General features: G+C 51.7%; 19 protein-coding genes and 1 pseudogene. 2 read left to right on the forward strand and 18 right to left on the reverse strand.

Going from position 1 to position 22,600, the window contains the following annotated elements; translation table 11 throughout:
* Window positions 1–97: 97 nt before the first annotated feature.
* The 6 genes from codA to prpB all read right to left on the reverse strand — a co-directional run bounded on the left by codA (window position 98) and on the right by prpB (window position 8,870).
* Complete coding sequence (gene codA / locus HEN33_RS16875) at window positions 98–1,381, reverse strand: cytosine/isoguanine deaminase (protein ID WP_176263243.1); 1,284 nt, start codon at window positions 1,379–1,381, stop codon at window positions 98–100.
* Window positions 1,371–2,630, reverse strand: a complete 1,260-nt coding sequence (gene codB / locus HEN33_RS16880) for a cytosine permease (RefSeq protein WP_000076243.1) — start codon at window positions 2,628–2,630, stop codon at window positions 1,371–1,373. The genes codA and codB overlap by 11 nt, the downstream gene beginning before the upstream one ends.
* 515 nt (window positions 2,631–3,145) lie before the next feature.
* Window positions 3,146–5,032 carry a propionate--CoA ligase gene (prpE, locus tag HEN33_RS16885; RefSeq protein ID WP_176263244.1) on the reverse strand — a complete coding sequence of 629 codons (1,887 nt, stop codon included), beginning with the start codon at window positions 5,030–5,032 and terminating at the stop codon, window positions 3,146–3,148.
* 39 nt (window positions 5,033–5,071) lie between these two features.
* Window positions 5,072–6,523, reverse strand: a complete 1,452-nt coding sequence (gene prpD / locus HEN33_RS16890) for a 2-methylcitrate dehydratase (protein ID WP_176263245.1) — start codon at window positions 6,521–6,523, stop codon at window positions 5,072–5,074.
* Between the two features lie 33 nt (window positions 6,524–6,556).
* Window positions 6,557–7,726, reverse strand: a complete 1,170-nt coding sequence (gene prpC / locus HEN33_RS16895; RefSeq protein WP_176263246.1) for a bifunctional 2-methylcitrate synthase/citrate synthase — start codon at window positions 7,724–7,726, stop codon at window positions 6,557–6,559.
* A gap of 253 nt (window positions 7,727–7,979) precedes the next feature.
* Complete coding sequence (gene prpB, locus HEN33_RS16900) at window positions 7,980–8,870, reverse strand: methylisocitrate lyase (RefSeq protein ID WP_000052178.1); 891 nt, start codon at window positions 8,868–8,870, stop codon at window positions 7,980–7,982.
* Window positions 8,871–9,108: 238 nt separating this feature from the next.
* Here prpB and prpR point away from each other — a divergent pair, with 238 nt between their 5' ends.
* A complete protein-coding gene (gene prpR, locus HEN33_RS16905) occupies window positions 9,109–10,695 on the forward strand; it encodes a propionate catabolism operon regulatory protein PrpR (protein WP_000941086.1) in 1,587 nt (528 codons plus the stop codon).
* A 97-nt stretch (window positions 10,696–10,792) separates the two neighbouring features.
* Here the strand turns inward: prpR and yahO are convergent, their stop codons facing one another.
* On the reverse strand, window positions 10,793–11,068 hold the full coding sequence (yahO, locus tag HEN33_RS16910) for a DUF1471 family periplasmic protein YahO (RefSeq protein WP_000691948.1): 276 nt from the start codon (window positions 11,066–11,068) through the stop codon (window positions 10,793–10,795).
* A 184-nt stretch (window positions 11,069–11,252) separates the two neighbouring features.
* Here yahO and HEN33_RS16915 point away from each other — a divergent pair, with 184 nt between their 5' ends.
* Window positions 11,253–11,885 (forward strand): LysE family transporter, encoded by a 633-nt coding sequence (locus HEN33_RS16915; RefSeq protein ID WP_000371335.1) that lies wholly within the window; start codon window positions 11,253–11,255, stop codon window positions 11,883–11,885.
* Between the two features lie 16 nt (window positions 11,886–11,901).
* Here the strand turns inward: HEN33_RS16915 and HEN33_RS16920 are convergent.
* The 11 genes and pseudogenes from HEN33_RS16920 to HEN33_RS16965 all read right to left on the reverse strand — a co-directional run bounded on the left by HEN33_RS16920 (window position 11,902) and on the right by HEN33_RS16965 (window position 22,444).
* Window positions 11,902–12,142 (reverse strand): annotated as a pseudogene (locus HEN33_RS16920) (hypothetical protein).
* Window positions 12,112–12,294, reverse strand: a complete 183-nt coding sequence (locus HEN33_RS27115; RefSeq protein WP_439218385.1) for a hypothetical protein — start codon at window positions 12,292–12,294, stop codon at window positions 12,112–12,114. The pseudogene HEN33_RS16920 and the gene HEN33_RS27115 overlap by 31 nt, the downstream one beginning before the upstream one ends.
* Before the next feature lie 220 nt (window positions 12,295–12,514).
* On the reverse strand, window positions 12,515–13,330 hold the full coding sequence (locus tag HEN33_RS16925; protein ID WP_001353421.1) for a hypothetical protein: 816 nt from the start codon (window positions 13,328–13,330) through the stop codon (window positions 12,515–12,517).
* A 242-nt stretch (window positions 13,331–13,572) separates the two neighbouring features.
* Window positions 13,573–14,622 carry an NADPH-dependent aldehyde reductase YahK gene (gene yahK, locus HEN33_RS16930; RefSeq protein ID WP_032183383.1) on the reverse strand — a complete coding sequence of 350 codons (1,050 nt, stop codon included), beginning with the start codon at window positions 14,620–14,622 and terminating at the stop codon, window positions 13,573–13,575.
* A gap of 86 nt (window positions 14,623–14,708) precedes the next feature.
* Window positions 14,709–15,665: an ABC transporter permease gene (locus HEN33_RS16935; RefSeq protein WP_000750346.1), complete on the reverse strand. Its 957-nt coding sequence runs from the start codon at window positions 15,663–15,665 to the stop codon at window positions 14,709–14,711.
* The gene (locus tag HEN33_RS16940; protein ID WP_000818890.1) at window positions 15,662–16,633 is read right to left on the reverse strand and encodes an ABC transporter permease; all 972 of its coding nucleotides are present in this window, start codon (window positions 16,631–16,633) and stop codon (window positions 15,662–15,664) included. Before HEN33_RS16940 ends, HEN33_RS16935 begins: the two co-directional genes overlap by 4 nt.
* On the reverse strand, window positions 16,626–18,110 hold the full coding sequence (locus HEN33_RS16945; protein ID WP_000447340.1) for a sugar ABC transporter ATP-binding protein: 1,485 nt from the start codon (window positions 18,108–18,110) through the stop codon (window positions 16,626–16,628). The genes HEN33_RS16940 and HEN33_RS16945 overlap by 8 nt, the downstream gene beginning before the upstream one ends.
* A gap of 48 nt (window positions 18,111–18,158) precedes the next feature.
* The gene (locus tag HEN33_RS16950) at window positions 18,159–19,142 is read right to left on the reverse strand and encodes an autoinducer 2 ABC transporter substrate-binding protein (RefSeq protein WP_001042105.1); all 984 of its coding nucleotides are present in this window, start codon (window positions 19,140–19,142) and stop codon (window positions 18,159–18,161) included.
* 253 nt (window positions 19,143–19,395) lie between these two features.
* A complete protein-coding gene (locus tag HEN33_RS16955; RefSeq protein ID WP_176263247.1) occupies window positions 19,396–19,806 on the reverse strand; it encodes an ASCH domain-containing protein in 411 nt (136 codons plus the stop codon).
* A gap of 295 nt (window positions 19,807–20,101) precedes the next feature.
* Window positions 20,102–21,484, reverse strand: coding sequence for an amidohydrolase family protein (locus HEN33_RS16960; RefSeq protein WP_176263248.1), 1,383 nt, complete (start codon window positions 21,482–21,484; stop codon window positions 20,102–20,104).
* Between the two features lie 9 nt (window positions 21,485–21,493).
* Complete coding sequence (locus HEN33_RS16965; RefSeq protein ID WP_176263249.1) at window positions 21,494–22,444, reverse strand: carbamate kinase family protein; 951 nt, start codon at window positions 22,442–22,444, stop codon at window positions 21,494–21,496.
* Window positions 22,445–22,600 lie beyond the last annotated feature (156 nt).

Genomic DNA, 22,600 nt, shown 5'->3' on the forward strand with positions numbered 1-22,600 from the left:
GAATTGCCTGATGCGCGACGCTTATCAGGCCTACGAGTTCAGTGCAAGGCGTTCACGCCGCATCCGGCATAAACTACGCTCGCTGCAACCCAGCCGATTACCGTTTGTAATCGATGGCTTCCGGCTGCTCCAGATACACGGTGGTTTGTGCCGGTTGCGTGGTGGCAATCACCTTACCACCACGTACCGAATAGCGTACCGGAACCTGACGGCGCAGCGCATCAAACCCATTTTCAGCCGGCAGGATAATCAGGTTAGCGCTGTTTCCGGCGACTATGCCGTAATCCTGCAAATTCAACGTCCTGGCGCTATGGTGGGTGATTAAATTCAGGCCGTCGTTAATCTGCCCGTAGCCCATCAACTGACAAACATGCAGCCCCATATGCAGCACTTGCAGCATATTCGCCGTTCCCAGCGGATACCACGGATCGAAGACATCATCGTGACCAAAGCAGACGTTAATGCCGGACTCCAGCATCTCTTTAACGCGCGTGATGCCGCGACGTTTTGGATACGTATCGAAACGTCCTTGCAGATGAATATTGACCAGCGGGTTGGCGACAAAGTTAATACCGGACATTTTCAGCAAGCGGAACAGGCGTGAGGTATACGCCCCGTTATAGGAGTGCATTGCCGTGGTGTGACTGGCGGTGACTCGTGCGCCCATGTCTTCACGGTGCGCCAGGGCAGCAACGGTTTCGACAAAGCGCGACTGCTCGTCATCGATCTCATCACAGTGAACGTCGATGAGACGGTCGTATTTTTGCGCCAGGGCGAAGGTTTTATGCAGCGACTCCACGCCATATTCACGGGTAAATTCAAAATGCGGAATCGCCCCCACTACGTCAGCCCCTAAGCGTAACGCCTCTTCCAGTAACGCTTCACCGTTGGGATACGACAAAATCCCTTCCTGCGGGAAGGCGACGATTTGCAGATCAATCCACGGCGCGACTTCCTGCTTCACTTCCAGCATTGCTTTTAGCGCAGTCAGCGTTGCGTCCGAAACATCGACATGGGTACGCACATGCTGAATGCCGTTGGCAATCTGCCATTTCAGCGTTTGCCAGGCGCGTTGTTTCACATCGTCATGGGTTAATAACGCTTTGCGCTCGGCCCAGCGTTCAATGCCTTCAAACAGCGTGCCGGACTGATTCCAGTTCGGTTGCCCGGCGGTTTGCGTGGTATCCAGGTGAATATGCGGCTCCACAAACGGCGGTAAAACTAAACCTTGCTCGGCATCCAGGCTGTTTTCTGTTACGGGCATCACGCCAGATTGCGCATCAATGGCGCTGATTTTTCCGTCCTGCAGATGAATCTGCCACAGCCCCTCTTTGCCGGGTAACCGGGCGTTAATAATTGTCTGTAAAGCGTTATTCGACACTGTTAGCCTCCACATGCGTCATTGCAGCTGTCGTTTTGCGATTCAAAATCGGGTTAAGGATCAGATAACTCAGCGCGCCACCTAATACCGCGTTGACCGGAACAATGCCCGGTAACCAGTGGCCTGCGGCAATCCCCAGCGCGACCGCCAGAATCGCCACCCAATTGACACTCATCATACGCGTGGTCGCAAAGTGCTCATAGCGGCGACGGTTCATCAAATAGTCGGCGATGATCACGCCCCCCACCGGAGGAATAGCAGCCGAAAGGAAGGTTAGCCAGCCGACAAAATTGTTATAAAGCCATAGTGCGCAGACCGTGCCGATAATACCGTTGATTACTGAAAGAGTTTTGCTCGACATACCGGTAATATTGGCGAAACCTAAACCCGACGCATAGAGCGCGTTATCGTTGGTGGTCCAGATATTCAACCCCAGCACCACAATCGCGGGCAGCAGCAAGCCCTGAGCAATCATCACATCAGAGATATCCGCCATCCCCAGTGCCGCAGCGCCTGCCGCACCGAAAATAAACATCAACGAGTTGCCGAGGAAAAAGGCCACCATCGCCACCAGCACCGCCAGTTTGGCATTGCGACCAAAGCGGACAAAGTCAGCGGTGAGCGTACCCGCACTGATAAATGACCCCACAACCAGCGCCAGCGCGACATTGAAATCTAGCGGTTGTGCGGGAACGACCGCTTTTAATGCCTCCAGGCCGCCCATGCCGTTAACGGCCAGCCATACGGAATAACCGCCAAGGCAGGCAATCGCCGGAACCGCAATCACCGAAAGTACCGTCAGCGCCGAAATGCCAAAGAAGACGGTGACGGTCATCAGTAAACCGGAAACGGCAATCAGCAAATTAATATCCAGCCCGGTTGCCTTGCCCACCGGAATAGCAAACATCGCCACGCCAACACCAAACCAGCCGACCTGAGTGCCGCCCAGCAGCAGTGAAGGCAGCCATGAGCCTTTAACACCAAACGAGAAGCGAGCAAGAAGATGGGTGGTCAGGCCGGTTTTTGCGCCAATGTAACCAAGAAATGAAGTGTAAATACCGAGGAGAAGATTACCGATGAGAACTGCGAGGAAGAAATCATGATAGCTAAGACCGGTTCCGAGAGTGCCGCCGGTCCACATACTGGCGGAAAAGAAGGTTAATCCCAGCATGACGAACGTCAATGCCAATACCCCTTTCCGCGCCGACTGCGGGACTGGCCCCTGGCTAAAGTTGTTATCTTGCGACACGAAATTCCCCCTTTTTGCTGTTTGAAACCCAAAAAATCCGCCGCATTCTATTCATCTGAAGATAAAAAGCAATCGTTTTCGTGGAGGGGAATATTTTTTATATGGATGAATGCGGAAAAGTGAATAAAAACTTATTTGAGAAAAAATGGGTACGCATGATAAGACACGCCTGCGTCGCATCAGGCATTGGTGCATGGTGTCGGATGCGGCGCGTGCGCCTTATCCGACCTACGGTTCAGGCCTGTAGGCATGATAAGACGCGTCAGCGTCGCATCAGGCATCTGCGCACGGTGTCGGATGCGCCGCGTGCGCCTTATCCGACCTACGATTCAGGCCTGTAGGCATGATAAGACGCGTCAGCGTTGCATCAGGCATTGGTGCATGGTGTCGGATGCGGCGCGTGCGCCTTATCCGACCTGCGGTTCAGGCCTGTAGGCATAATAAGACGCGGTAAGCGTCGCATCAGGCATCGGCGCACGGTGTCGGATGCGCCACACGACACATCCGACAACACCTTACTCTTCCATCGCCTGGCGGATCTGATCCAACGACGCAGGATCATCAATGGTCGTCAGATCCCCAGGATCGCGTCCTTCGCAAATCGCCTGGATCGTGCGGCGCAGCATTTTTCCGGATCGCGTTTTTGGCAATTGCGAGACAAACCAGACGTGCGCCGGGCGACCAAAGTTGCCAATCTGGCTGTCCACCAGCGCCATAATCGCCTTCTCTTGCGAATGCGCCACATCACGATCTTCCAGACTGTCGCTCTCTTTCGGAATGACAAACGCCACTGCCACCTGCCCTTTCAGCGCATCTTTCACCCCAACCACCGCCACTTCGGCAACGCCCGGATGACTGGAGATACTCTCTTCAATCTCGCGTGTGCCAAGCCGATGCCCGGCAACGTTAATTACATCGTCAGTGCGCCCGAGAATAAAGTGATAACCGTCAGCATCGCGGATGCCCCAGTCAAAGGTGGCGTACACCGGACGGGAAAACAGCGACCAGTACGTCTTCACAAAGCGGTCGTCATCGCCCCAGATGGTTTGAATACACCCCGGCGGCAGCGGCCCTTCCACCACTACCATCCCTTTCTCGTTGACACCGCACGGTTCGCCGGTGACTTCATTGAGCAACTGCACGTTGTATCCATACATCGGCACGCCGGGGCTTCCCAGACGTGTCGGCCTGTCGTCCAGACCACGAGCAATCGTCATAATCGGCCAGCCGGATTCGGTCTGCCAGTAGTTGTCGATGACCGGCACATCCAGCGTATTGCTCACCCAACTGGCAGTCGGCTCATCCAGCGGTTCTCCCGCCAGATAGAGCACTTCCAGCGACGAGAGATCGTGTTTGCGAATTTCAGCGGTAGGGAATTTTTTCAGCACGCGGATGGCGGTCGGCGCTGAGAACATCCGGCTAACCTGATATTTCTCGACGATTTTCCACCACACACCGCAGTCAGGATAAGTCGGCAATCCTTCGTAAACGATAGTCGCCATCCCCGCCAGCAGCGGCGCGTAGACGATATACGAATGCCCAACTACCCAGCCGATATCCGACGCACAGAAGAACACACCGCCCGCTTTGCCACCAAAAATGGTGTCCATTGAGGTCGCCAGCGCCACCGCATAACCGCCGACGTCACGCTGCACACCTTTTGGTTTGCCGGTCGTGCCGGAGGTGTAGAGAATGCAGGAGGTTTCGTTGGATTCCAGCCACGCCACCGGCACCCGCGCGCCGATGTGCTGATGGCGCAATGACGCGAAATCGACATCCCGCCCGCTGACGCGCGCCATTTTCGCCAGCCCGCGATCCACCAGCAAAACGTGGCGCGGCTGATGCTGCGCCTGACTTATCGCATCGTCGAGCAATTTTTTATAGGGAATGATTTTGCCACCGCGCGCTCCGGCATCTGCCGAGACAATCAGCACCGGTTTAGCGTCATCAATCCGCGCAGCCACGCTGTGCGAGGCAAATCCACCAAACACTACCGAGTGAATAGCGCCAATGCGCGCGCAGGCCAGCAGGGTAATATGCGCTTCGGCAATCATCGGCATATACACCAGCACCCGATCGCCACGCCGTACGCCCAGTGAGCGCAGCATTGACGCCACCGCGTTCACTTCGTCATGCAACTGGCGAAAGGTAAAGGTGCGCTCTTCTTCTGTTTCCGAAGAGACGGCAATTAATGCCAGCGCCTCTGGCTGTTTCTCCAGCCAGCGGTCGATGGCGTTGTGGCACAAATTGGTTCGGCCTTCACAAAACCAACGGGCAAACGGCGGGTTGCTGTGATCGAGCGTTTGCGTAAAGGGCGTCTGCCAGTCAATACGCCGGGCCTGCTCGGCCCAGAATTGCTCCGGTTCGTTAATCGAACGCTGATAAAATTCGCTAAAAGACATAATGCTCTCCTGTTGAACTTACGCCTTACCGCCGTTTACTTAAATGACGTACAGGTCGAGATACTCATTGACCGGCATCTGTTCCAGGCGAGTTCTGTCGAGAGAAACCTCCAGAATGCGCTGCTGTTGGCGAGTCGGGAACTGGCGCGCGAGATTGATTTTGAATTTATCCACCAGCTTCGGAATGCCATCCTGACGGCGGCGAGCATGACCAATTGGGTACTCCACCACCACTTCTTCAAATCGCGTGCCGTCGGTGAACTCAAGGGTTATGGCATTGGCGATGGCGCGTTTTTCCGGGTCGTGGTAGTCAGCGGTAAATGCCGGATCTTCAAAGCAATTGATCTTCTCGCGCAGGGCGTCGATGCGTTTATCTTGCGCGACGTTGTCTTCGTAATCTGCTGCCGTTAAGCGCCCGAACAGCAGTGGGATCGCCACCATATACTGAATGCAGTGGTCGCGGTCAGCCGGGTTATTGAGCGGCCCTTTTTTGTCGATGATGCGAATACAGGCTTCGTGGGTGCGAATGGTCACTTTTTCGATATCTGCCGCCGTTTTGCCTGCTGCCTGCATCTGTTCATAGAGCGTCATCGCCGCTTCAACTGCCGTCTGGGAGTGGAACTCAGCCGGGAAGGAGATTTTGAACAGCACATTTTCCATGACGTAAGAACCGTACGGGCGCTGGAAGCGGAACGATTCACCTTTAAAGGAGACGTCGTAGAAGCCCCATACCGGCGCGGTCAGGGCTGACGGGTAACCCATTTCGCCCGTTTTCGCCATCAGTGCCAGACGTACCGCGCGGGAAGTGGCATCGCCCGCCGCCCAGGATTTACGCGTGCCGGTGTTCGGCGCATGGCGATAGGTGCGCAGCGACTGACCGTCCACCCACGCCAGCGAAACGGCGTTGAGGATTTCCTCGCGGGTCAGGCCGAGCATTTCGGCGACCACGGCGGTGGAAGCCACTTTCACTAACAGAACGTGGTCGAGGCCAACGCGGTTAAAGGAGTTTTCCAGCGCGATGCAGCCCTGAATTTCATGGGCTTTGATCATTCCGGTCAGCACCTGTTTCATGGTCAACGGCGCTTTGCCGCTGGCGACCGCGTTGCGTGAAAGCCAGTCTGCCGTTGCCAGAATGCCGCCGAGGTTGTCGGAAGGATGGCCCCACTCCGCCGCCAGCCAGGTATCGTTGAAATCGAGCCAGCGGATCATCGCGCCAATGTTAAATGCCGCCTGGACGGGGTCGAGCTGGAACTGAGTTCCGGGAACGCGCACGCCGTTAGGTACGACGGTGCTAGGAACAATTGGCCCCAGCAGTTTTTTACAGGCCGGGTATTCGAGAGCTTCAAGACCGCAGCCGAGGGTGTCGAGCAGGCAGTAATGGGCGGTGTCGTAGGCCACTCTGGAGCTGATTTCGTAGTTCATGACGTAATCGACGATATCAACGATTTCACGATCAAATTCCGGACGGATGTTGTTAATTTGAGCTGACATTGGGTACGTTTCCTTCTTGTTATTCGTAGAGGTTTACTGGCGCTTATCCAGCGCGACAAACGGTCGCTCTTCCGGTCCAACGTAATTGGCGGAAGGACGGATAATTTTGTTGTCCTGACGTTGTTCGATAATGTGCGCCGCCCAGCCGGTGACGCGGGCGATAACAAACAGTGGCGTGAACATCTCGGTGGGAACGCCCATCATGTTGTAGGAAACAGCGGAGAACCAGTCGAGATTGGGGAACATCTTTTTGCTCTCCCACATCACCGCTTCCAGACGATCGGCGATGTTGTACATCTTCAGCGAGCCGCCTTCCTGCGAGAGCTGCTTCGCCACACGTTTGATCACCTGATGACGCGGATCGGCGATGGTATAAACCGGATGCCCAAAACCAATCACCACTTCTTTGTTTTCAACCCGCTTGCGGATATCGGCTTCGGCTTCGTCCGGCGTTTCATAGCGTTGCTGGATCTCCAGCGACACTTCATTCGCCCCGCCGTGTTTCGGCCCGCGCAGTGCGCCAATCGCGCCGATAATGGCTGAATACATGTCAGAGCCGGTGCCCGCAATCACCCGGCTGGTAAAGGTGGAGGCGTTAAACTCGTGTTCGGCGTACAGCACCAGCGAAATATGCATCGCCTTTTCCCAGCTTTGCGACGGCTTTTCGCCGTGTAGCAAATGCAGGAAGTGACCGCCTATTGAGTCGTCATCGGTTTCCGGCTGGATGCGTTCGCCGTTGTGGCTGTAGTGATACCAGTAGAGAAGAATCGAGCTCAGCGACGCCAACAGTTTGTCGGCAATATCCCGCGCGCCAGAGACGGTATGCCCCTCTTTTTCTGGCAGCGTGCAGCCGAGCGCGGAAACGCCGGTGCGCATGACATCCATCGGATGCGACGCCGCTGGTAAGGCTTCCAGCACGGTACGCACGTTAGCCGGTAAACCGCGCAGGGCTTTCAGTTTTGTTTTGTAGGCGGCGAGTTCGTCACGGGTCGGCAGTTTGCCGTGGATCAGCAGATGCGCCACTTCTTCAAATTCGCAATGTTCCGCCAGGTCAAGAATATCGTAGCCGCGGTAATGCAGGTCATTGCCACTTTTACCCACGGTGCAGAGCGCCGTATTGCCCGCCGGAACGCCAGAAAGTGCCACAGATTTTTTCGGTTTAATGACATGGGTACTGTTTTGCAGGATCGTTGTGTCGCTCATGTTGTCCTCGTCATTGTTATCATTTGTAGGGTCGAGATTGTTGTCGGATGCGACGCGATGCGTCTTATCCGACCTACAGTTCAGTTCATCCCGTAGGCCTGATAAGCCGCGTCAGCGACGCATCAGGCATCGGTTGTCGGATGCGACGTCATGCGTTTTATCCGACCTACAGTTCAGTGCACCCCGTAGGCCTGATAAGTCGCGTCAGCGGCGCATCAGGCATCGGTTGTCGAATACAACCAAAGGGCGTTTTTTATTTCGCCTGGCTACGGGCAAACAGGTCGTCGAGCTTCTCTTCGTACTGGTAGTAGTTGATGCTTTCATACAGCTCGTTGCGGGTCTGCATGGTGTCGATGACGCTTTTCTGCGTGCCTTCCTGGCGCAGGACGTTGTAAACATGTTCAGCGGCGCGGTTCATTGCGCGGAAAGCAGAAAGGGGATACAGCGCCATTGCGACATGGGCGCTGCGTAATTCGTCGGTGGTAAACAGCGGTGTTGCGCCAAACTCGGTAATGTTGGCAAGGATTGGCACCTGCACCGCATCGGCAAACTGGCGGTACATGGCGAGTTCGGTAATTGCTTCCGGGAACAGCATTTCGGCACCCGCTTCAACATAGGCCTGCGCACGCTCGAGCGCCGCATCCAGCCCCTCTACCGCCAGCGCATCGGTGCGCGCCATGATCACAAAATCAGGATCGGTTTTCGCATCCACCGCCGCGCGGATCCGATCCACCATTTCTTCTTTTGAAACGATCGCTTTGTTCGGGCGATGACCGCAGCGTTTTGCTCCAACCTGATCTTCAATATGTAAGCCCGCCGCACCGGCTTTAATCATCGATTTCACGGTGCGGGCAACGTTAAAGGCCGAAGAGCCAAAACCGATATCCGCATCCACCAGCAGCGGCAGCGAGCAGACGTCGGTGATACGACGAATATCAGTCAGCACATCATCAAGAGTAGAAATACCGAGATCCGGCAACCCCAGCGAACCTGCCGCCACACCACCGCCGGAGAGATAAATCGCCTGATATCCGGCACGCTGCGCCAGCAGCGCATGGTTGGCGTTAATGGTGCCAACAATCTGCAATGGATTTTCTTTAGACAGTGCAGCGCGAAACGCTTTACCTGGAGAGTGTAGAGACATAGCCCATCCTTTGTTATCAACTTGTTATTTGCGTTGATAAACTCAAAGCAAGGGGTGTGCCACAATTACCTGGATGAAATTAAATGTTTTATTTCAATTTGTTAGAGAAAAAGTCATGAAGTAATCCGCAAATATGCGTTTCAGTTAACGTTTCAGGCAATGTTTCACTGCGTTTCATTGCAACAATTATGAAACAAGACTAAACCCAATATTCGGTTTCTTAACTTTGCGGTGCGCTATGGCACATCCACCACGGCTGAATGACGACAAACCGGTTATCTGGACGGTATCTGTAACGCGGCTGTTCGAGCTATTTCGCGATATCAGCCTCGAGTTTGATCACCTGGCAAACATTACTCCTATCCAGCTTGGCTTTGAAAAAGCAGTGACCTACATCCGCAAAAAACTGGCCAGCGAACGCTGCGACGCCATCATTGCCGCTGGCTCTAACGGCGCGTACCTGAAAAGCCGCCTGTCGGTACCGGTAATTCTGATAAAACCGAGTGGCTACGATGTGTTACAGGCGCTGGCAAAAGCCGGAAAACTCACCTCTTCTATCGGCGTTGTCACCTATCAGGAAACCATTCCGGCACTGGTAGCGTTTCAAAAAACCTTTAATTTGCGCCTCGACCAACGTAGCTACATTACCGAAGAAGACGCACGTGGGCAGATTAACGAGCTAAAAGCCAACGGCACCGAAGCGGTGGTCGGCGCAGGGCTGATTACCGATCTGGCAGAAGAGGCCGGGATGACCGGAATTTTTATCTATTCTGCCGCCACCGTGCGCCAGGCATTTAGCGATGCGCTGGATATGACGCGCATGTCGTTACGCCATAACACTCACGATGCCACCCGCAACGCCCTGCGTACTCGTTACGTGCTGGGCGATATGCTCGGTCAATCACCACAGATGGAACAGGTGCGGCAGACTATTTTGCTGTATGCCCGTTCCAGTGCGGCGGTGTTGATTGAAGGGGAAACGGGGACGGGCAAAGAACTGGCGGCCCAGGCGATTCATCGGGAATATTTTGCCCGCCACGATGCGCGACAGGGCAAAAAGTCGCATCCTTTTGTTGCCGTCAACTGCGGGGCGATTGCTGAATCTCTACTGGAAGCGGAGCTGTTTGGCTATGAGGAAGGAGCGTTTACCGGCTCGCGACGCGGAGGCCGCGCCGGGCTGTTCGAAATTGCCCACGGCGGTACGCTGTTTCTGGACGAGATTGGTGAAATGCCGCTGCCGTTGCAGACCCGGCTACTGCGGGTGCTGGAAGAAAAAGAGGTCACCCGCGTCGGCGGGCATCAGCCTGTTCCGGTGGATGTGCGGGTTATTAGCGCCACTCACTGCAATCTCGAAGAGGATATGCAGCAAGGGCGTTTTCGCCGTGATCTGTTTTATCGACTGAGTATTTTGCGTCTGCAATTGCCGCCGCTACGCGAGCGAGTGGCGGATATTCTGCCGCTGGCGGAAAGCTTTTTGAAAGTGTCACTGGCGGCACTTACTGCGCCGTTTTCTTCCGCGTTACGTCAGGGATTACAGGCAAGTGAAACTGTGCTGTTGCGCTACAACTGGCCGGGAAATATTCGTGAACTGCGCAATATGATGGAACGACTGGCGCTATTTTTAAGTGTGGAACCGACGCCGGATTTAACGCCGCAATTTTTGCAGTTGCTACTGCCGGAACTGGCGCGCGAGTCGGCGGAAACTCCCGGTCCATGCTTACTGACGCCACAACAGGCACTGGAGAAATTTAATGGCGATAAAACAGCCGCGGCGAATTATTTAGGTATCAGCCGAACGACATTCTGGCGGCGGCTGAAAAACTGAAATGCCGAATCCAGCGCGAACGCCTTATCCGGCATAAATTTCAATAGATGATCACCGATAAACTTACGCATCGGGCATGTTTACATGGGGTGCAGAATTATTTCTTCTTATAAATATTTGCCGTGCCGTGGATCTTATTGTCAGTTTGACCAGAGGTCAGCACCAACACATCTGCCCCTTTTTCATCCGCTTTTTTGATCAGATCTTCTTTCGCATCTGCAGTCGACATTTCATTACTGGTTGAAATATCACCTATTTTTTCATATTGCGATGCAACTTTTTCAAATTCCGCTTTGGTCATTAATTCTGCGGCATAAACGTTGGTAACGGCAAACGCTAACGCACCGATTAACATTTTAGAGATTATTTTCATATTACGGCTCCAGAGTTGTTATCAAACTATCACCCACCCATATTATTGGGTTGATTAATAATTAGTTCAGTCAAGGCATAAACGCCAGTAACCGGAAATAAGACACTTTGTGATCTCTCTCGCATCCGATTACTTTTTGTAGAAATATGATGAAGTTACTTCACTTATTTATGGATGAAATCACATGGATCCCTTGCACGCCGTTTACCTGACAGTAGGACTGTTCGTGATGACTTTTTTTAATCCGGGAGCCAATCTTTTTGTGGTGGTACAAACCAGCCTGGCTTCCGGTCGACGCGCAGGAGTGCTGACCGGGTTGGGCGTGGCACTGGGCGATGCGTTTTATTCCGGGTTGGGTTTGTATGGTCTTGCGACACTCATTACGCAGTGTGAGGAGATTTTTTCGCTTATCAGAATCGTAGGCGGCGCTTATCTATTATGGTTTGCGTGGTGCAGCATGCGCCGCCAGTCAACACCGCAAATAAGCACACTACAACAACCGATTAGCGCCCCCTGGTATGTCTTTTTTCGCCGTGGATTAATTACAGATCTCTCTAATCCACAGACCGTTTTATTTTTTATCAGTATTTTCTCAGTAACGTTAAATGCTGAAACACCAACTTGGGCACGTTTAATGGCCTGGGCGGGAATTGTGTTCGCATCAATTATCTGGCGAGTCTTTCTTAGTCAGGCGTTTTCTTTGCCCGCTGTGCGTCGTGCTTATGGGCGTATGCAACGCGTTGCCAGTCGGGTTATTGGTGCAATTATTGGTGTATTCGCGCTACGCCTGATTTACGAAGGAGTAACGCAGCGGTGAGCAGATAATTTACTCTCTACGTAATCAACCTGATTTGCCGAATCCCGCTCATCGGCGATGATATCCCCCGTAATGCGTGGTCCTTATTTCCGATAAGTTTACTTGAGTCTTTAGCTTCCCATTTCAGCCCACTCTCCCCTGTGTGGGCTTTTTTCATTTGTCTGCTTCAGTGAGTAGCTGGCAATGCTCCATCCACTCTGCAAGGATGATAATAAGAGGATCTGATTCAGAAGAGTTTTGAAAAATTGGACCGCCATCGAGGCCTCGAACCCCGTACCATACAACAATCCTGGTTGTCGTCTGCTCTTCCTGATGAGCTAATGGCGGTTTGTGATATGAGCCTTACAGCATATTGTCTGTCAGGCTTGAGTGCGATGCGTAAGATACAGAAAAGACCCCACACAAACATGATGGAATTATGATTTTTTTCATATGAATGTCAACCAACACATTCATAAAACACTCGCACAAGTTCACTTTTTAAGCAACATGACGCCGATCACAACAAAATATCGGCGAAAAAGGAGGGTAAATGCCATTTGACGTAGAGATAAGCAGATGAAATGATTACCCGTTTTGCGATTCACTCTCTGATGGAATAACAAATTGGAGATGGAAAAGTTTCTAAACTAAAGAGTGTAGCGTATTTTAACGTGCTTATTTACAGGATAATATTTGTCACCTAATTCCTGCACTCTATTAGATACCCATTGATTTAATCGTGCATCATCTCTGTATGTTTTCACGTTCAGAACGGAGAGCAATAACATCACTAGCGATTCAGGAAAAACAGGGTAAATATTTTTTAAGTGCAATAATAATTCATACGCAAGCGCCTGCTTAATAGGTGCGTCTGCATCCGGAATGCGCGACATTTCGCGAAGCCATTTTTCTACATGCTCACATTCTTTCCCTTCACGGAAAAGTCTCAACAAAGGCATATGGTGCTCAAGAAGAATGCATTTGCAATCTGTTCGTACTGAATCGATAAACTGCACTAATTTCTTAAGTCCGGTGAAGCGTCCGGCATGGATATTCTCTTTAATATCAAGAAACACGTCATCCTGATCATATACCCAAACGGTCCCTTTTTGATTTTCAAGTATCCGAAAAACAAACTTAATCGGGTAATCAGGGTAATCCACCCAGTCATAAACTCCAGGGAAATCATTAAACTGCACATTTATGGTAAGCGCATTGTCGGCTGCCCACTCGCAATCTCGTACGGCAGCCATGAGATAAATGAGTTTATCATCATCGACTAAATCATCACGACAATCATAAGGATAATCATAGTATTGTTTAATCAAAACCTTGAATATATCGACACAAGAAACCAGTGTACTTCTGATATCTTCAGGTAACTGATTGTTTTTAAACGTATTGTGTACGCTTTGTTTCGTATATAGCAACAAATTATTGTGCGGCGCTTTTAATGGTATCATTGCGATCTCTCTTAAATAAAAATAAACATCGCAGATAATAAAGCCCTGATTAAACCAGGCACTATCAGAAATCGCTCATAACTAATATATGCAGCATTGTGTACTGGAAGGAATTAATTTAACAATTTGAATTTACGTTATAGATTTTACTGCTACTTTGATAGTATTTCGCCCTTCTTAACTAAAAAGTTAAGTGGAGGGCGAAATTAATATGTTAAATCATAGAGCATTTATTAATTTTTTCAGTCTGTTAGTGTGCGATTATCGATAACAAAACGATATTTCACATCTCCTCGCAGCATTCGCTCATAGGCTTCATTAATTTGATCGGCCCGAATCATCTCTATATCAGCCACGATGCCATGTTCGGCGCAAAAATCGAGCATCTCCTGAGTTTCTGGAATTCCGCCAATCATAGAACCGGCTATCGCACGGCGTTTCATGATCAGGTTGAAAACTTCCGGCGATTTATGCGGTGTCGCAGGAGCGCCAACCAGGGTCATGGTGCCATCGCGCTTCAGCAAGGTGGTAAAATCGTCGAGATTATGTGGCGCAGCTACGGTATTCAAAATGAAATCGAAACTCTTCACATGAGCCGCCATCTCATCGGCATTGCGCGAGTTAACAACTTCATCGGCCCCCAGGGCTTTTGCCGCTTCGCGTTTTGACTCAGACGTGGTAAATGCCACCACATGTGCCCCCATCGCGTGGGCCAGCTTAATCCCCATATGTCCCAGACCGCCGATGCCAACCACGCCCACTTTTTTACCCGGCCCGGCCTGCCAGTGACGTAGCGGCGAGTATGTGGTGATCCCTGCACACAACAAAGGAGCCACCGCCGCCAGCTGCTCTTGCGGGTGACGAATACGCAGAACATATCGCTCATGAACGACGATCTGTTGTGAGTAGCCGCCCAGCGTATGGCCCGGTTCATCCGGCGTCGGCGAGTTATAGGTGCCGGTCATGTGATCACAGTAGTTTTCCAGCCCATCTTCACACTCTTCGCAATGTTTACAGCTGTCGACAATGCAGCCGACACCGACCAAATCGCCCGGTGCATGTTTTTTTACCTGATCACCAACGGCTACCACGCGCCCCACAATTTCATGACCCGGCACGCAGGGGTAAACCGTCCCCGCCCACTCGGAACGCACCTGGTGAATATCGGAATGGCACACGCCACAGTAAGCGATTTCAATTTTGACATCATGCGGTCCCGGTTCACGCCGGGTAATATCCATCGGTTCCAGCGGTTGTTTAGCGGAATATGCACCAACAGCTTTGATCTTCATTGTGTTTACTCCTGATTAGCTATGTGTATTTGGCGATGCCTGATATGTCATCGCGGCAAAACGCGTCCATTGAATATAGCCAATATTTAAACCACCCGATCCAGCCCCAACATGCCGCGAGCCTGAATGAAACAGAGCAGCAACGTTCCCCATAAGGCCATCGTCAGGTAGGGGCTTATCCCGAGAATATTGAAGCCGCTTTCAATAATTTGCAGAAGAAACAGCGCCAGCACCATACCAATTATCCGCCCGCTGCCGCCGTCCGGATTAACCCCGCCGAGTACTGCCGCGAGGATTGACACCAGCAAGTACGATTCGCCATAAGAGGCCTTAGCCGAGTTGAGTTTCGACATCATCAAAAATGCCGCTACCGCACAAAGCAAGGCGGAAATGACATACACCCATATCAGCACCCGACGAGTGTTAATACCGGAGTAAAGTGTTGCTCGTTCGTTAGAACCAATCAGATAAATGGATTTACCGAGCGGCGTTTTCTCCAGCAATATCCACAGCCCCAGCGCCACTGCGGTAAACAACCACATCGGTAGCGGAATACCGAACCACTGTGCATGATTCAACCACAGCACCCATGAGGGATAATTGGCAATGGCGCTACCGCCTGTCACCAGAATATTTACCCCCTTGAGCAACGTCATCATCCCAAGCGTTGCAAGAATTGGCGACACTCGAATACCAGCAATCAATACGCCGTTACATAAACCGATTATCACCGCCGCGCCAGCGCCCGCCAGCAGCGTAGCGACAACCGTAGCAATACCCGGTGGATACTGAGTCGCCACCCACGCCATCACCAGTGAACAGGCGTTAGCAGTGGCAATAATTGACAAGTTAATGCCACCGCAAAGCATGGTCACCGCCATAGCCAACGCCAGAATGCCCAGCACGGGCATTTGCGAAGCGACGGACTGGAAATTACTTATCGACCAGAAAATCTCCGGCATAGTAATGCTGAAGGCGGCAACAGTTAGCACCAGCAGGCCGATCAAGTAAAACTCAACGTTATTACGCCACGATTTTTTCATAGCAGACTCCGGTTCTGATGCTGACTCCACGCCGTGGCGCTAATGCTGGCAACGATGATGATGCCTGTTATCAATGTTTGCCAGTAAGACGAGACTCCCAATAAATTTAGCCCGTTTTGCATCACTGCCAACAACACCACGCCGAGCAAAGTACCGGTTAACGTGCCGCGCCCGCCGAGCAAACTAGTGCCGCCAAGCACCACCGCAGCCAGTACTGTCAGCTCATAACCCAGAAGAGAATCGGGGGCGACAGTCATCACCGTCCACGACTGCACTACACCCGCAGCACCAGACATCAATCCCATATAGCCGTAAACGAAAAGTTGCAGTTTCAGCACGCTAAAGCCGATGCGACTGGCTGATTCACGGTTCCCACCAAGGGCATAGATTTTGCGCCCCACACTGGTGAAATTCATGATAAATGCTGTTAGCAGCACCACCGTAATCATGGCGATCAGCGGCAGACCAAGGCCATAGTCATAGCCGTCAGCATCGGTGTACTTGAACAACATTACCCCCTGCTCAAACCACGGCGGAAAGTCGTACAGCCACACACCTTTACTCAACCATAACAGCAGGCCATAGAAAATATTCAGCGTCGAAATGGTGATGATGATAGAAGGCACCCGTAGGCGATTAACCAGTAAGGCGTTTATTAAGCCAAGTAAAATGCCGATGCCGCCCGCCAGGGCAAACGCGACAGCAAAGTTGCCACCCATTTTTTGTAGCAACAGCACCATGCCGTATTGCGCAATGATGGTCATTGCTGGAAACGAAATATCAATTCCACCGGAAATTAACACCACAAACAAACCACAGGCGAGAATAGTCAACATGGCATAGTTATTGGCGAGATCGTACAAATTACCGAATGTCAGAAACTCGTCGCTGCGCCAGGCAAGGCCGACAAACAGCCCCACAATCAGTAATGCCAGCCAGAATTCATGACGTTTTTTCAGTTCAGCCATTTACCACCTCCGCAATCCTGGCCTGAGAACTGCTGTCAGGCAGGAAGCTATGGGTGATCTGACCTTTTTGCATTACCAAAATCCGGTGGCTTTGATACCACGCTTCTTCAATTTCATCGCAGATCATCAATACCGCAATGCCATGAGCCGCCAGATCGCTGATAATGCCGTATATTCCTGCTTTGTTGGCGATATCAACACCGACAGTCGGGCTATCGAGAATCAACAGTCGTGGCCCAATCGCCAGCCATTTGGCGATCGATACTCGCTGCGCGTTACCCCCGGAAAGCGTATTCACCGGGAGATGTGGGTCAGAGACTTTGATGGTCAATGCCTTAATTAGCCTGTCCACCAGGTCACGCACTTTAGCTTCACTCAGAAAGCCGAAGCGATCTTTTACCTTGTGAAAAACAGTGCTAATGATGTTGTCTTCAATAGATTGCGCCATCACCAAACCGCGCGACATGCGATCTTCCGAAACATAACCAATACCGTGGCGGATGGCGTCCTGGTTACTATGCAGTGTAACCGGCTGACCGTTGATGAGGATCTCACCAGCATCCGGTCGGGTCATACCAAACAGACTCAGACATAATTCCGTGCGCCCCGCACCAAGCAGGCCAACAATCGACACCACTTCGCCCGCTTCCACCCGCAAGTTAATATTTTGATATTCCCCATGACGACTTAAATTACGCACCTCCAGCACCGGGGTGCTGGATTTTCCCTGCCACAACTCTCGCACCTGATATTCAAACTCCTGGCCGGTCATCAGGAAACCGAGTTGTTTTGTGGTCATCTCTGCAGCTGGAAAGGTCCCGACCAGCTCACCATCTTTCAACACTGAAATACGGTCGGAAACTTCCATCACCTCTTCCAGACGATGACTGACGAAGACCACGCAAATCCCGCGTTCCCGCAATTGATGCACCACCTGTAATAACCCTTGCACTTCCTGATGGGTCAGCGAAGCGGTTGGTTCATCCATCACGATCAACCGTGCGTCCTGCGCCAGTGCACGGCAAATTGCCACCAGCTGACAGCGGGCAATTGAAAGCTCAGAAACGAGCGTATCCAGTGGCAATGTGACGTTAATACTGGTCATTGCCGCCTGCGCCACCTCACGCAGACGACGTCGGTTAACAAACAGACCGTGGTGATAGTGATTCACGGCGATATTCTCCCAGACACTCAGGTTAGGAAATAAAGAGAGGTCCTGATAAATCACCTGAATCCCCTGCGCCACCGAAGCGGCGGGTGTCAGCTTTGACCAGTTTTTCCCACCAAGCGTAATTTCCGCCCCCTCATCCGGGCGATAAACACCGGACATAATTTTAATCAACGTCGATTTACCACAGCCGTTTTGCCCGGCAAGGCAGTGCACCTCACCCGACATAAAGTCGAGAGAAACATCGCGCAGCGCTCGCGTGGCATGAAACGTTTTGTTGATATGACGAAGGGAAAGGAAGGTTTCCATAGCATCCCCTGGCAATAAGAATCGGGGCTTTCGCCCCGAAGAAATGGATTAATAAAGTGAGTCAATATTGTCTTTGTTGACCAGTAATACCTTATGGAAACGGATAATTCGCTTATCCATATCTACGTCGGCCTTACCGAGATTCTCCATTTCTAATCCAGGTTTGATCTCTTCACCCTTCAGCAACGTGCTGGCAACTGCCGCGAGTGCGTAACCTGCAGAGGCCGGATCGTAAGTAATCCCTTCGGTGATATCACCACTTTTAATCAGTGATGCCGCCTGTGAAGGGATCATCATGCCATAGACTGCGACTTTATTTTTCGCCCGTTTCTCTTTCACCGCACGTCCCGCGCCAATCGGACCGTTTGAACCAAAGGAGACAACCGCTTTCAAGTCAGGATAGGTTTTCATCAGGTCCAGTGTGGTACGACGTGAGTCATCCACACTCTCGGCAACCGGCATGCGGCGGGTAACTTCATGCATATCCGGGTAATGCTCTTTCTGGTATTTCACCAGCAAGTCAGCCCATAAGTTATGCTGCGGCACGGTCAAACTACCCACGTAAATCACATAGCCGCCCTTGCCACCCATGCGTTTCGCCATATGTTCAACATATTCAGCGGCAAATTTTTCGTTATCAATGATTTCGATATCCCAGTTAGCACTTGGCTGACCGGGGGATTCGTTGGTCAGAACCACAATTCCGGCATCTCGCGCTTTTTTGAATACCGGTTCCAGCACGTTGGCATCGTTTGGCACGATAGTAATTGCGTTAACCTTACGGGCGATTAAATCCTCAATGATTTTAACCTGTTGCGGAGCATCAGTACTTGAAGGCCCCACCTGTGACGCATTAACACCAAAGGCTTTACCCGCCTCGACCACACCTTCGCCCATGCGATTAAACCACGGCATACCATCGACTTTAGAGATATTCACCACGACTTTTTCCGCGGCCTGGAGCGGCGCAGAAATTAGCGCAGCGCCTAATAACAGCGAAGACACCATATTGATAACAAAACGTTTATTCATCATTTCAGCCTCATTGCAGGGTAGTCAGGAAGTGTTCGCCCAAATTAGCGCGCTGGAGAGAATAAGAATTTTCGAATATTTTTATGCAGAATAAACAGCCCTATTTCAGGCAGCTATTAAAAATTTGGTTATAAATATGGACAAAACGGGCAGTAACAATAAGTGTGACAATCATCACGTAAAAAATAGCAAAATAAACAAAATTAGCGATACTTTATGTTTGTGAGCTTATTTCGCGTAGAAAAATAGTTATCTACACAATGTCAATAAGGGCATATTCTTCAAAGATAACATCCATTTCGGGTGAATAGCATCCTTCTGCCTGGAAAAAACGACGGTGTTCATTGCGCCAATATTCAAGACTGAGGTCACCTTCACCTTCCTTACGGGCAAGCTCCGCGGTGACATCAGAAAAGCGCAGTAAATGCAGGCCAATAACTCTGATAACACATACAGGCTCACCACGGCTATTTTCTACAATCTTATACTCACCAATCATCGGAAATGCGTTGTCTTCAATACATCCCGCCAGCGAACCACAGGAAGCTGTTTTAACACCAGTCGCAATCAACGTTGCGAGGTAATCGGCCAACGCTGCTGAATCGCCAAAACTACAAAAGGAAGCATGGGGATATTTTTGTGAGATTTTTTCTTTTATGGTCATGAGAATATTTTCGCGATTACGGAAAAAAATCACATCTTAATTACTGTTGATAACCATCAGCAAGAGGATCATTGGTTTTTCTATGTTTAATCTTTTTATCCGAAGCAGGTCACATTTATGGCTTGATAAATACCTTTGTTAAAACTCACTTTTGTGTATTTCTCTCAAATAATCCCCTGGAAATTATGCCGGGAGATTATAAAGTTCAGGATCATTCATTAACAAACCATTCCCGCCCCACTCCCTGGGGCTTAAATCTCTTACTATTCACCGTTGCAGGCGTTTCAAATTCGTATCAACCTGCCACACTCCCCCACACCAGTTGCCCTTTATGGAACGTTGCGGTTCTCGGCGAGATACGCGCCACCGCCTCGGCGGAACAGGAGGCGTCCACCAGCACAAAGCTGGCGTCATCCTGCGCTTTGGGCCAGACGCGCTCGCCTTTTTCGTTGAGCGGCAATACATCGCCAGTGGCTAAAAACAGCGAACGGGAGAGGTTCTGTTCGTTAGGGCGAATATAGAGCTGCGCGTACAGATTGGCTTTTTCCAGCATGTCGCCCAGGCCGTAAGGCGACCAGTGGTCAATAACGCTGTCAGTGCCAGTCATGACTTTTACGCCTTTGTCGTGCAGTTGTCTAAGCGGCATATGCAGCGTGCCAATCGGTACCGTCGAGGCAATAGAAATTTGCTGCGCCGCCATCCGGTGCGCCAGTTCATCTACCTGTTGCTCATTGAGCGTTGCCAGCGCAAAGGCGTGGCTGATGGTCAGTTTGCCCTTCAGTTGCGGCGTTTTCTCCACCGTTTCAACCATATAATTGATGGCCGCCACGCCTGCCGGAGTGGTTTCATGCAGATGAATATCGACGCCTTTGTCGTAGTCCAGCGCAATCTGGAACATGGTGTCGAGGGATTTTTCCATCGCGCCATCGACACTGGTTGGGTCCAGCCCGCCAACGTAATGCGCGCCTGCCTGCATTGCTTCACGCATCAAGGGTTCCGATTTCGACAGCAGCAAACCGTGCTGCGGGAAGGCGACAATTTCACACTCGAAGCCCGCCTGACGTCGCGCCAGCACCGCCTGCAAATTTTGCAGATTTTTCAGGCCGGAAACCGGTTCGATATTGCAGTGACTGCGGGCAATGGTGGTGCCTTTCGACTGCAATAGTTCGATCAGTTTTTCCGCCCGCTCCTGCGTGTACGGTTGTAACTCCGGCAGCATTTTCTGCTCGAGTTTGATCATGTCCTGGATGGTGGTGCCTGCCGGGCGATTGAGCGAGCGCCAAGGCCCGCCGTAAAAGGTTTTGTCGAGATGAATATGCATGTCGCGGGTGGTGGGCAGCATCAGCTTACCGCCAGCGTCATAGTGCGGCAGCGTGGCGTCCGGATGCTGCTTGTTCTCATGTAGCGCAACAATTTTACCGTCCTGAATCTCCACGGTCTGGCGCGCCGTGCGGGTCTGCACCGCCATGCCATTTTCATAGTCAAAACCGGTTTCCAGCAGCACGTTATCGAGATAGTAATGCGGGTCAGTGATTTTCATGGTGTTATTCGCGTCGCAGTGGGTGGTGCCAGAGACTGCCGCATGGGCGAGCGGCACAGAAGTACCAAACAGCGCGGCGGCGGTGACCATCTTACCGCTCTGGCTCAAAAACTCACGACGGCTATTGTTTTCTTTCATCTTACGTCCTTACGTTTTAATAATATGGGTGCCCGTTTCACCGCGCAGCGCCGCTGGCAGGCATTCCGGCGTGGTGATAATCACTTCTTTGCCGCCCTGTTCCAGGAACATCAGGCTGGCGATGATTTTTGGCAACATGCTGCCAGGCGGGAAATGCCCTTCCTGCATATAGCGGGTCATGGTGGCAATATCTACGCGATCCAGCGCCTGCTGCTGCGGTTTGCCAAAATGAATACAGACTTTTTCGACACCAGTGGTGATCACCAGAATGTCGGCGTGAATTTCGCGGGCCAGCAGCGCGGTGGAGAGATCTTTGTCGATAACCGCGTCCACGCTTTGGTAATCTCCCGCGTCACTGCGCACCACCGGAATTCCGCCACCGCCCGCGCCAATTACCACAAAGCCTTGTTGGATCAGCGCCTTAATGGCAGGTGCTTCGACAATACGTTTCGGTTCCGGCGAGGCGACCACGCGGCGATAGCCGCGTCCGGCATCTTCAACAAAACGCCAGTCAGGGTTTGCCTTTTGTAATTCGTTACGCTGGCTTTCACTGAAGAATGCGCCAATGGGCTTGGTGGGGTGAGCAAATCCCGGATCGTTTTTATCCACTTCCACCTGAGTCACCACGGTGACGGCTTTTTTCTCGCCGTGGCGCGCCAGCCGATTGTTCAGCGCCTGTTGGATCAAGTAGCCAATGCCGCCTTGCGTATCTGCCACACAGTTCGCCAGCGGCGTTAAGGGCAGCCCTTCGCGCTCGTGGGCAATCTCCGCACGGCGTAGATCCAGCCCAACCTGCGGCCCGTTGCCGTGGGTCAGCACAATGTCGTAATCGGAAGCCAGCATTTCCAGCACCGTATCGGCCACGGCTTTCACCGCCTCCGCCTGATGCTCAATCGACTGGCTGGCGTTATCTTTGATAATGCTGTTGCCACCAATGGCAACGACCACAAGTTCTTTCATGTTGTTATGTCCGCTACAGAGGGTGATGGGGTTATGACCAACGCCAAATTGCCTGATGCGCTACGCTTATCAGGCCTACAGATTCTTGAGCCATTCGTAGACCGGATAAGGCGTTCACGCCGCAACCGGCAATGGTGACAAATGCCTGATGCGCTA

It is taken from the genome of Escherichia sp. 94.0001, assembly GCF_013369155.2.
Taxonomy (GTDB): domain Bacteria; phylum Pseudomonadota; class Gammaproteobacteria; order Enterobacterales; family Enterobacteriaceae; genus Escherichia; species Escherichia coli_F.

Coding starts and splice junctions, on each gene's coding strand:
- prpE (WP_176263244.1), bottom strand. CDS start 5,032: ATGTCTTTTAGCGAATTTTATCAGCGTTCGATTAACGAACCGGAGCAA.
- prpD (WP_176263245.1), bottom strand. CDS start 6,523: ATGTCAGCTCAAATTAACAACATCCGTCCGGAATTTGATCGTGAAATC.
- prpC (WP_176263246.1), bottom strand. CDS start 7,726: ATGAGCGACACAACGATCCTGCAAAACAGTACCCATGTCATTAAACCG.
- prpB (WP_000052178.1), bottom strand. CDS start 8,870: ATGTCTCTACACTCTCCAGGTAAAGCGTTTCGCGCTGCACTGTCTAAA.
- prpR (WP_000941086.1), top strand. CDS start 9,109: ATGGCACATCCACCACGGCTGAATGACGACAAACCGGTTATCTGGACG.
- yahO (WP_000691948.1), bottom strand. CDS start 11,068: ATGAAAATAATCTCTAAAATGTTAATCGGTGCGTTAGCGTTTGCCGTT.
- HEN33_RS16915 (WP_000371335.1), top strand. CDS start 11,253: ATGGATCCCTTGCACGCCGTTTACCTGACAGTAGGACTGTTCGTGATG.
- HEN33_RS27115 (WP_439218385.1), bottom strand. CDS start 12,294: ATGTTTGTGTGGGGTCTTTTCTGTATCTTACGCATCGCACTCAAGCCT.
- HEN33_RS16925 (WP_001353421.1), bottom strand. CDS start 13,330: ATGATACCATTAAAAGCGCCGCACAATAATTTGTTGCTATATACGAAA.
- yahK (WP_032183383.1), bottom strand. CDS start 14,622: ATGAAGATCAAAGCTGTTGGTGCATATTCCGCTAAACAACCGCTGGAA.
- HEN33_RS16935 (WP_000750346.1), bottom strand. CDS start 15,665: ATGAAAAAATCGTGGCGTAATAACGTTGAGTTTTACTTGATCGGCCTG.
- HEN33_RS16940 (WP_000818890.1), bottom strand. CDS start 16,633: ATGGCTGAACTGAAAAAACGTCATGAATTCTGGCTGGCATTACTGATT.
- HEN33_RS16945 (WP_000447340.1), bottom strand. CDS start 18,110: ATGGAAACCTTCCTTTCCCTTCGTCATATCAACAAAACGTTTCATGCC.
- HEN33_RS16950 (WP_001042105.1), bottom strand. CDS start 19,142: ATGAATAAACGTTTTGTTATCAATATGGTGTCTTCGCTGTTATTAGGC.
- HEN33_RS16955 (WP_176263247.1), bottom strand. CDS start 19,806: ATGACCATAAAAGAAAAAATCTCACAAAAATATCCCCATGCTTCCTTT.
- HEN33_RS16960 (WP_176263248.1), bottom strand. CDS start 21,484: ATGAAAGAAAACAATAGCCGTCGTGAGTTTTTGAGCCAGAGCGGTAAG.
- HEN33_RS16965 (WP_176263249.1), bottom strand. CDS start 22,444: ATGAAAGAACTTGTGGTCGTTGCCATTGGTGGCAACAGCATTATCAAA.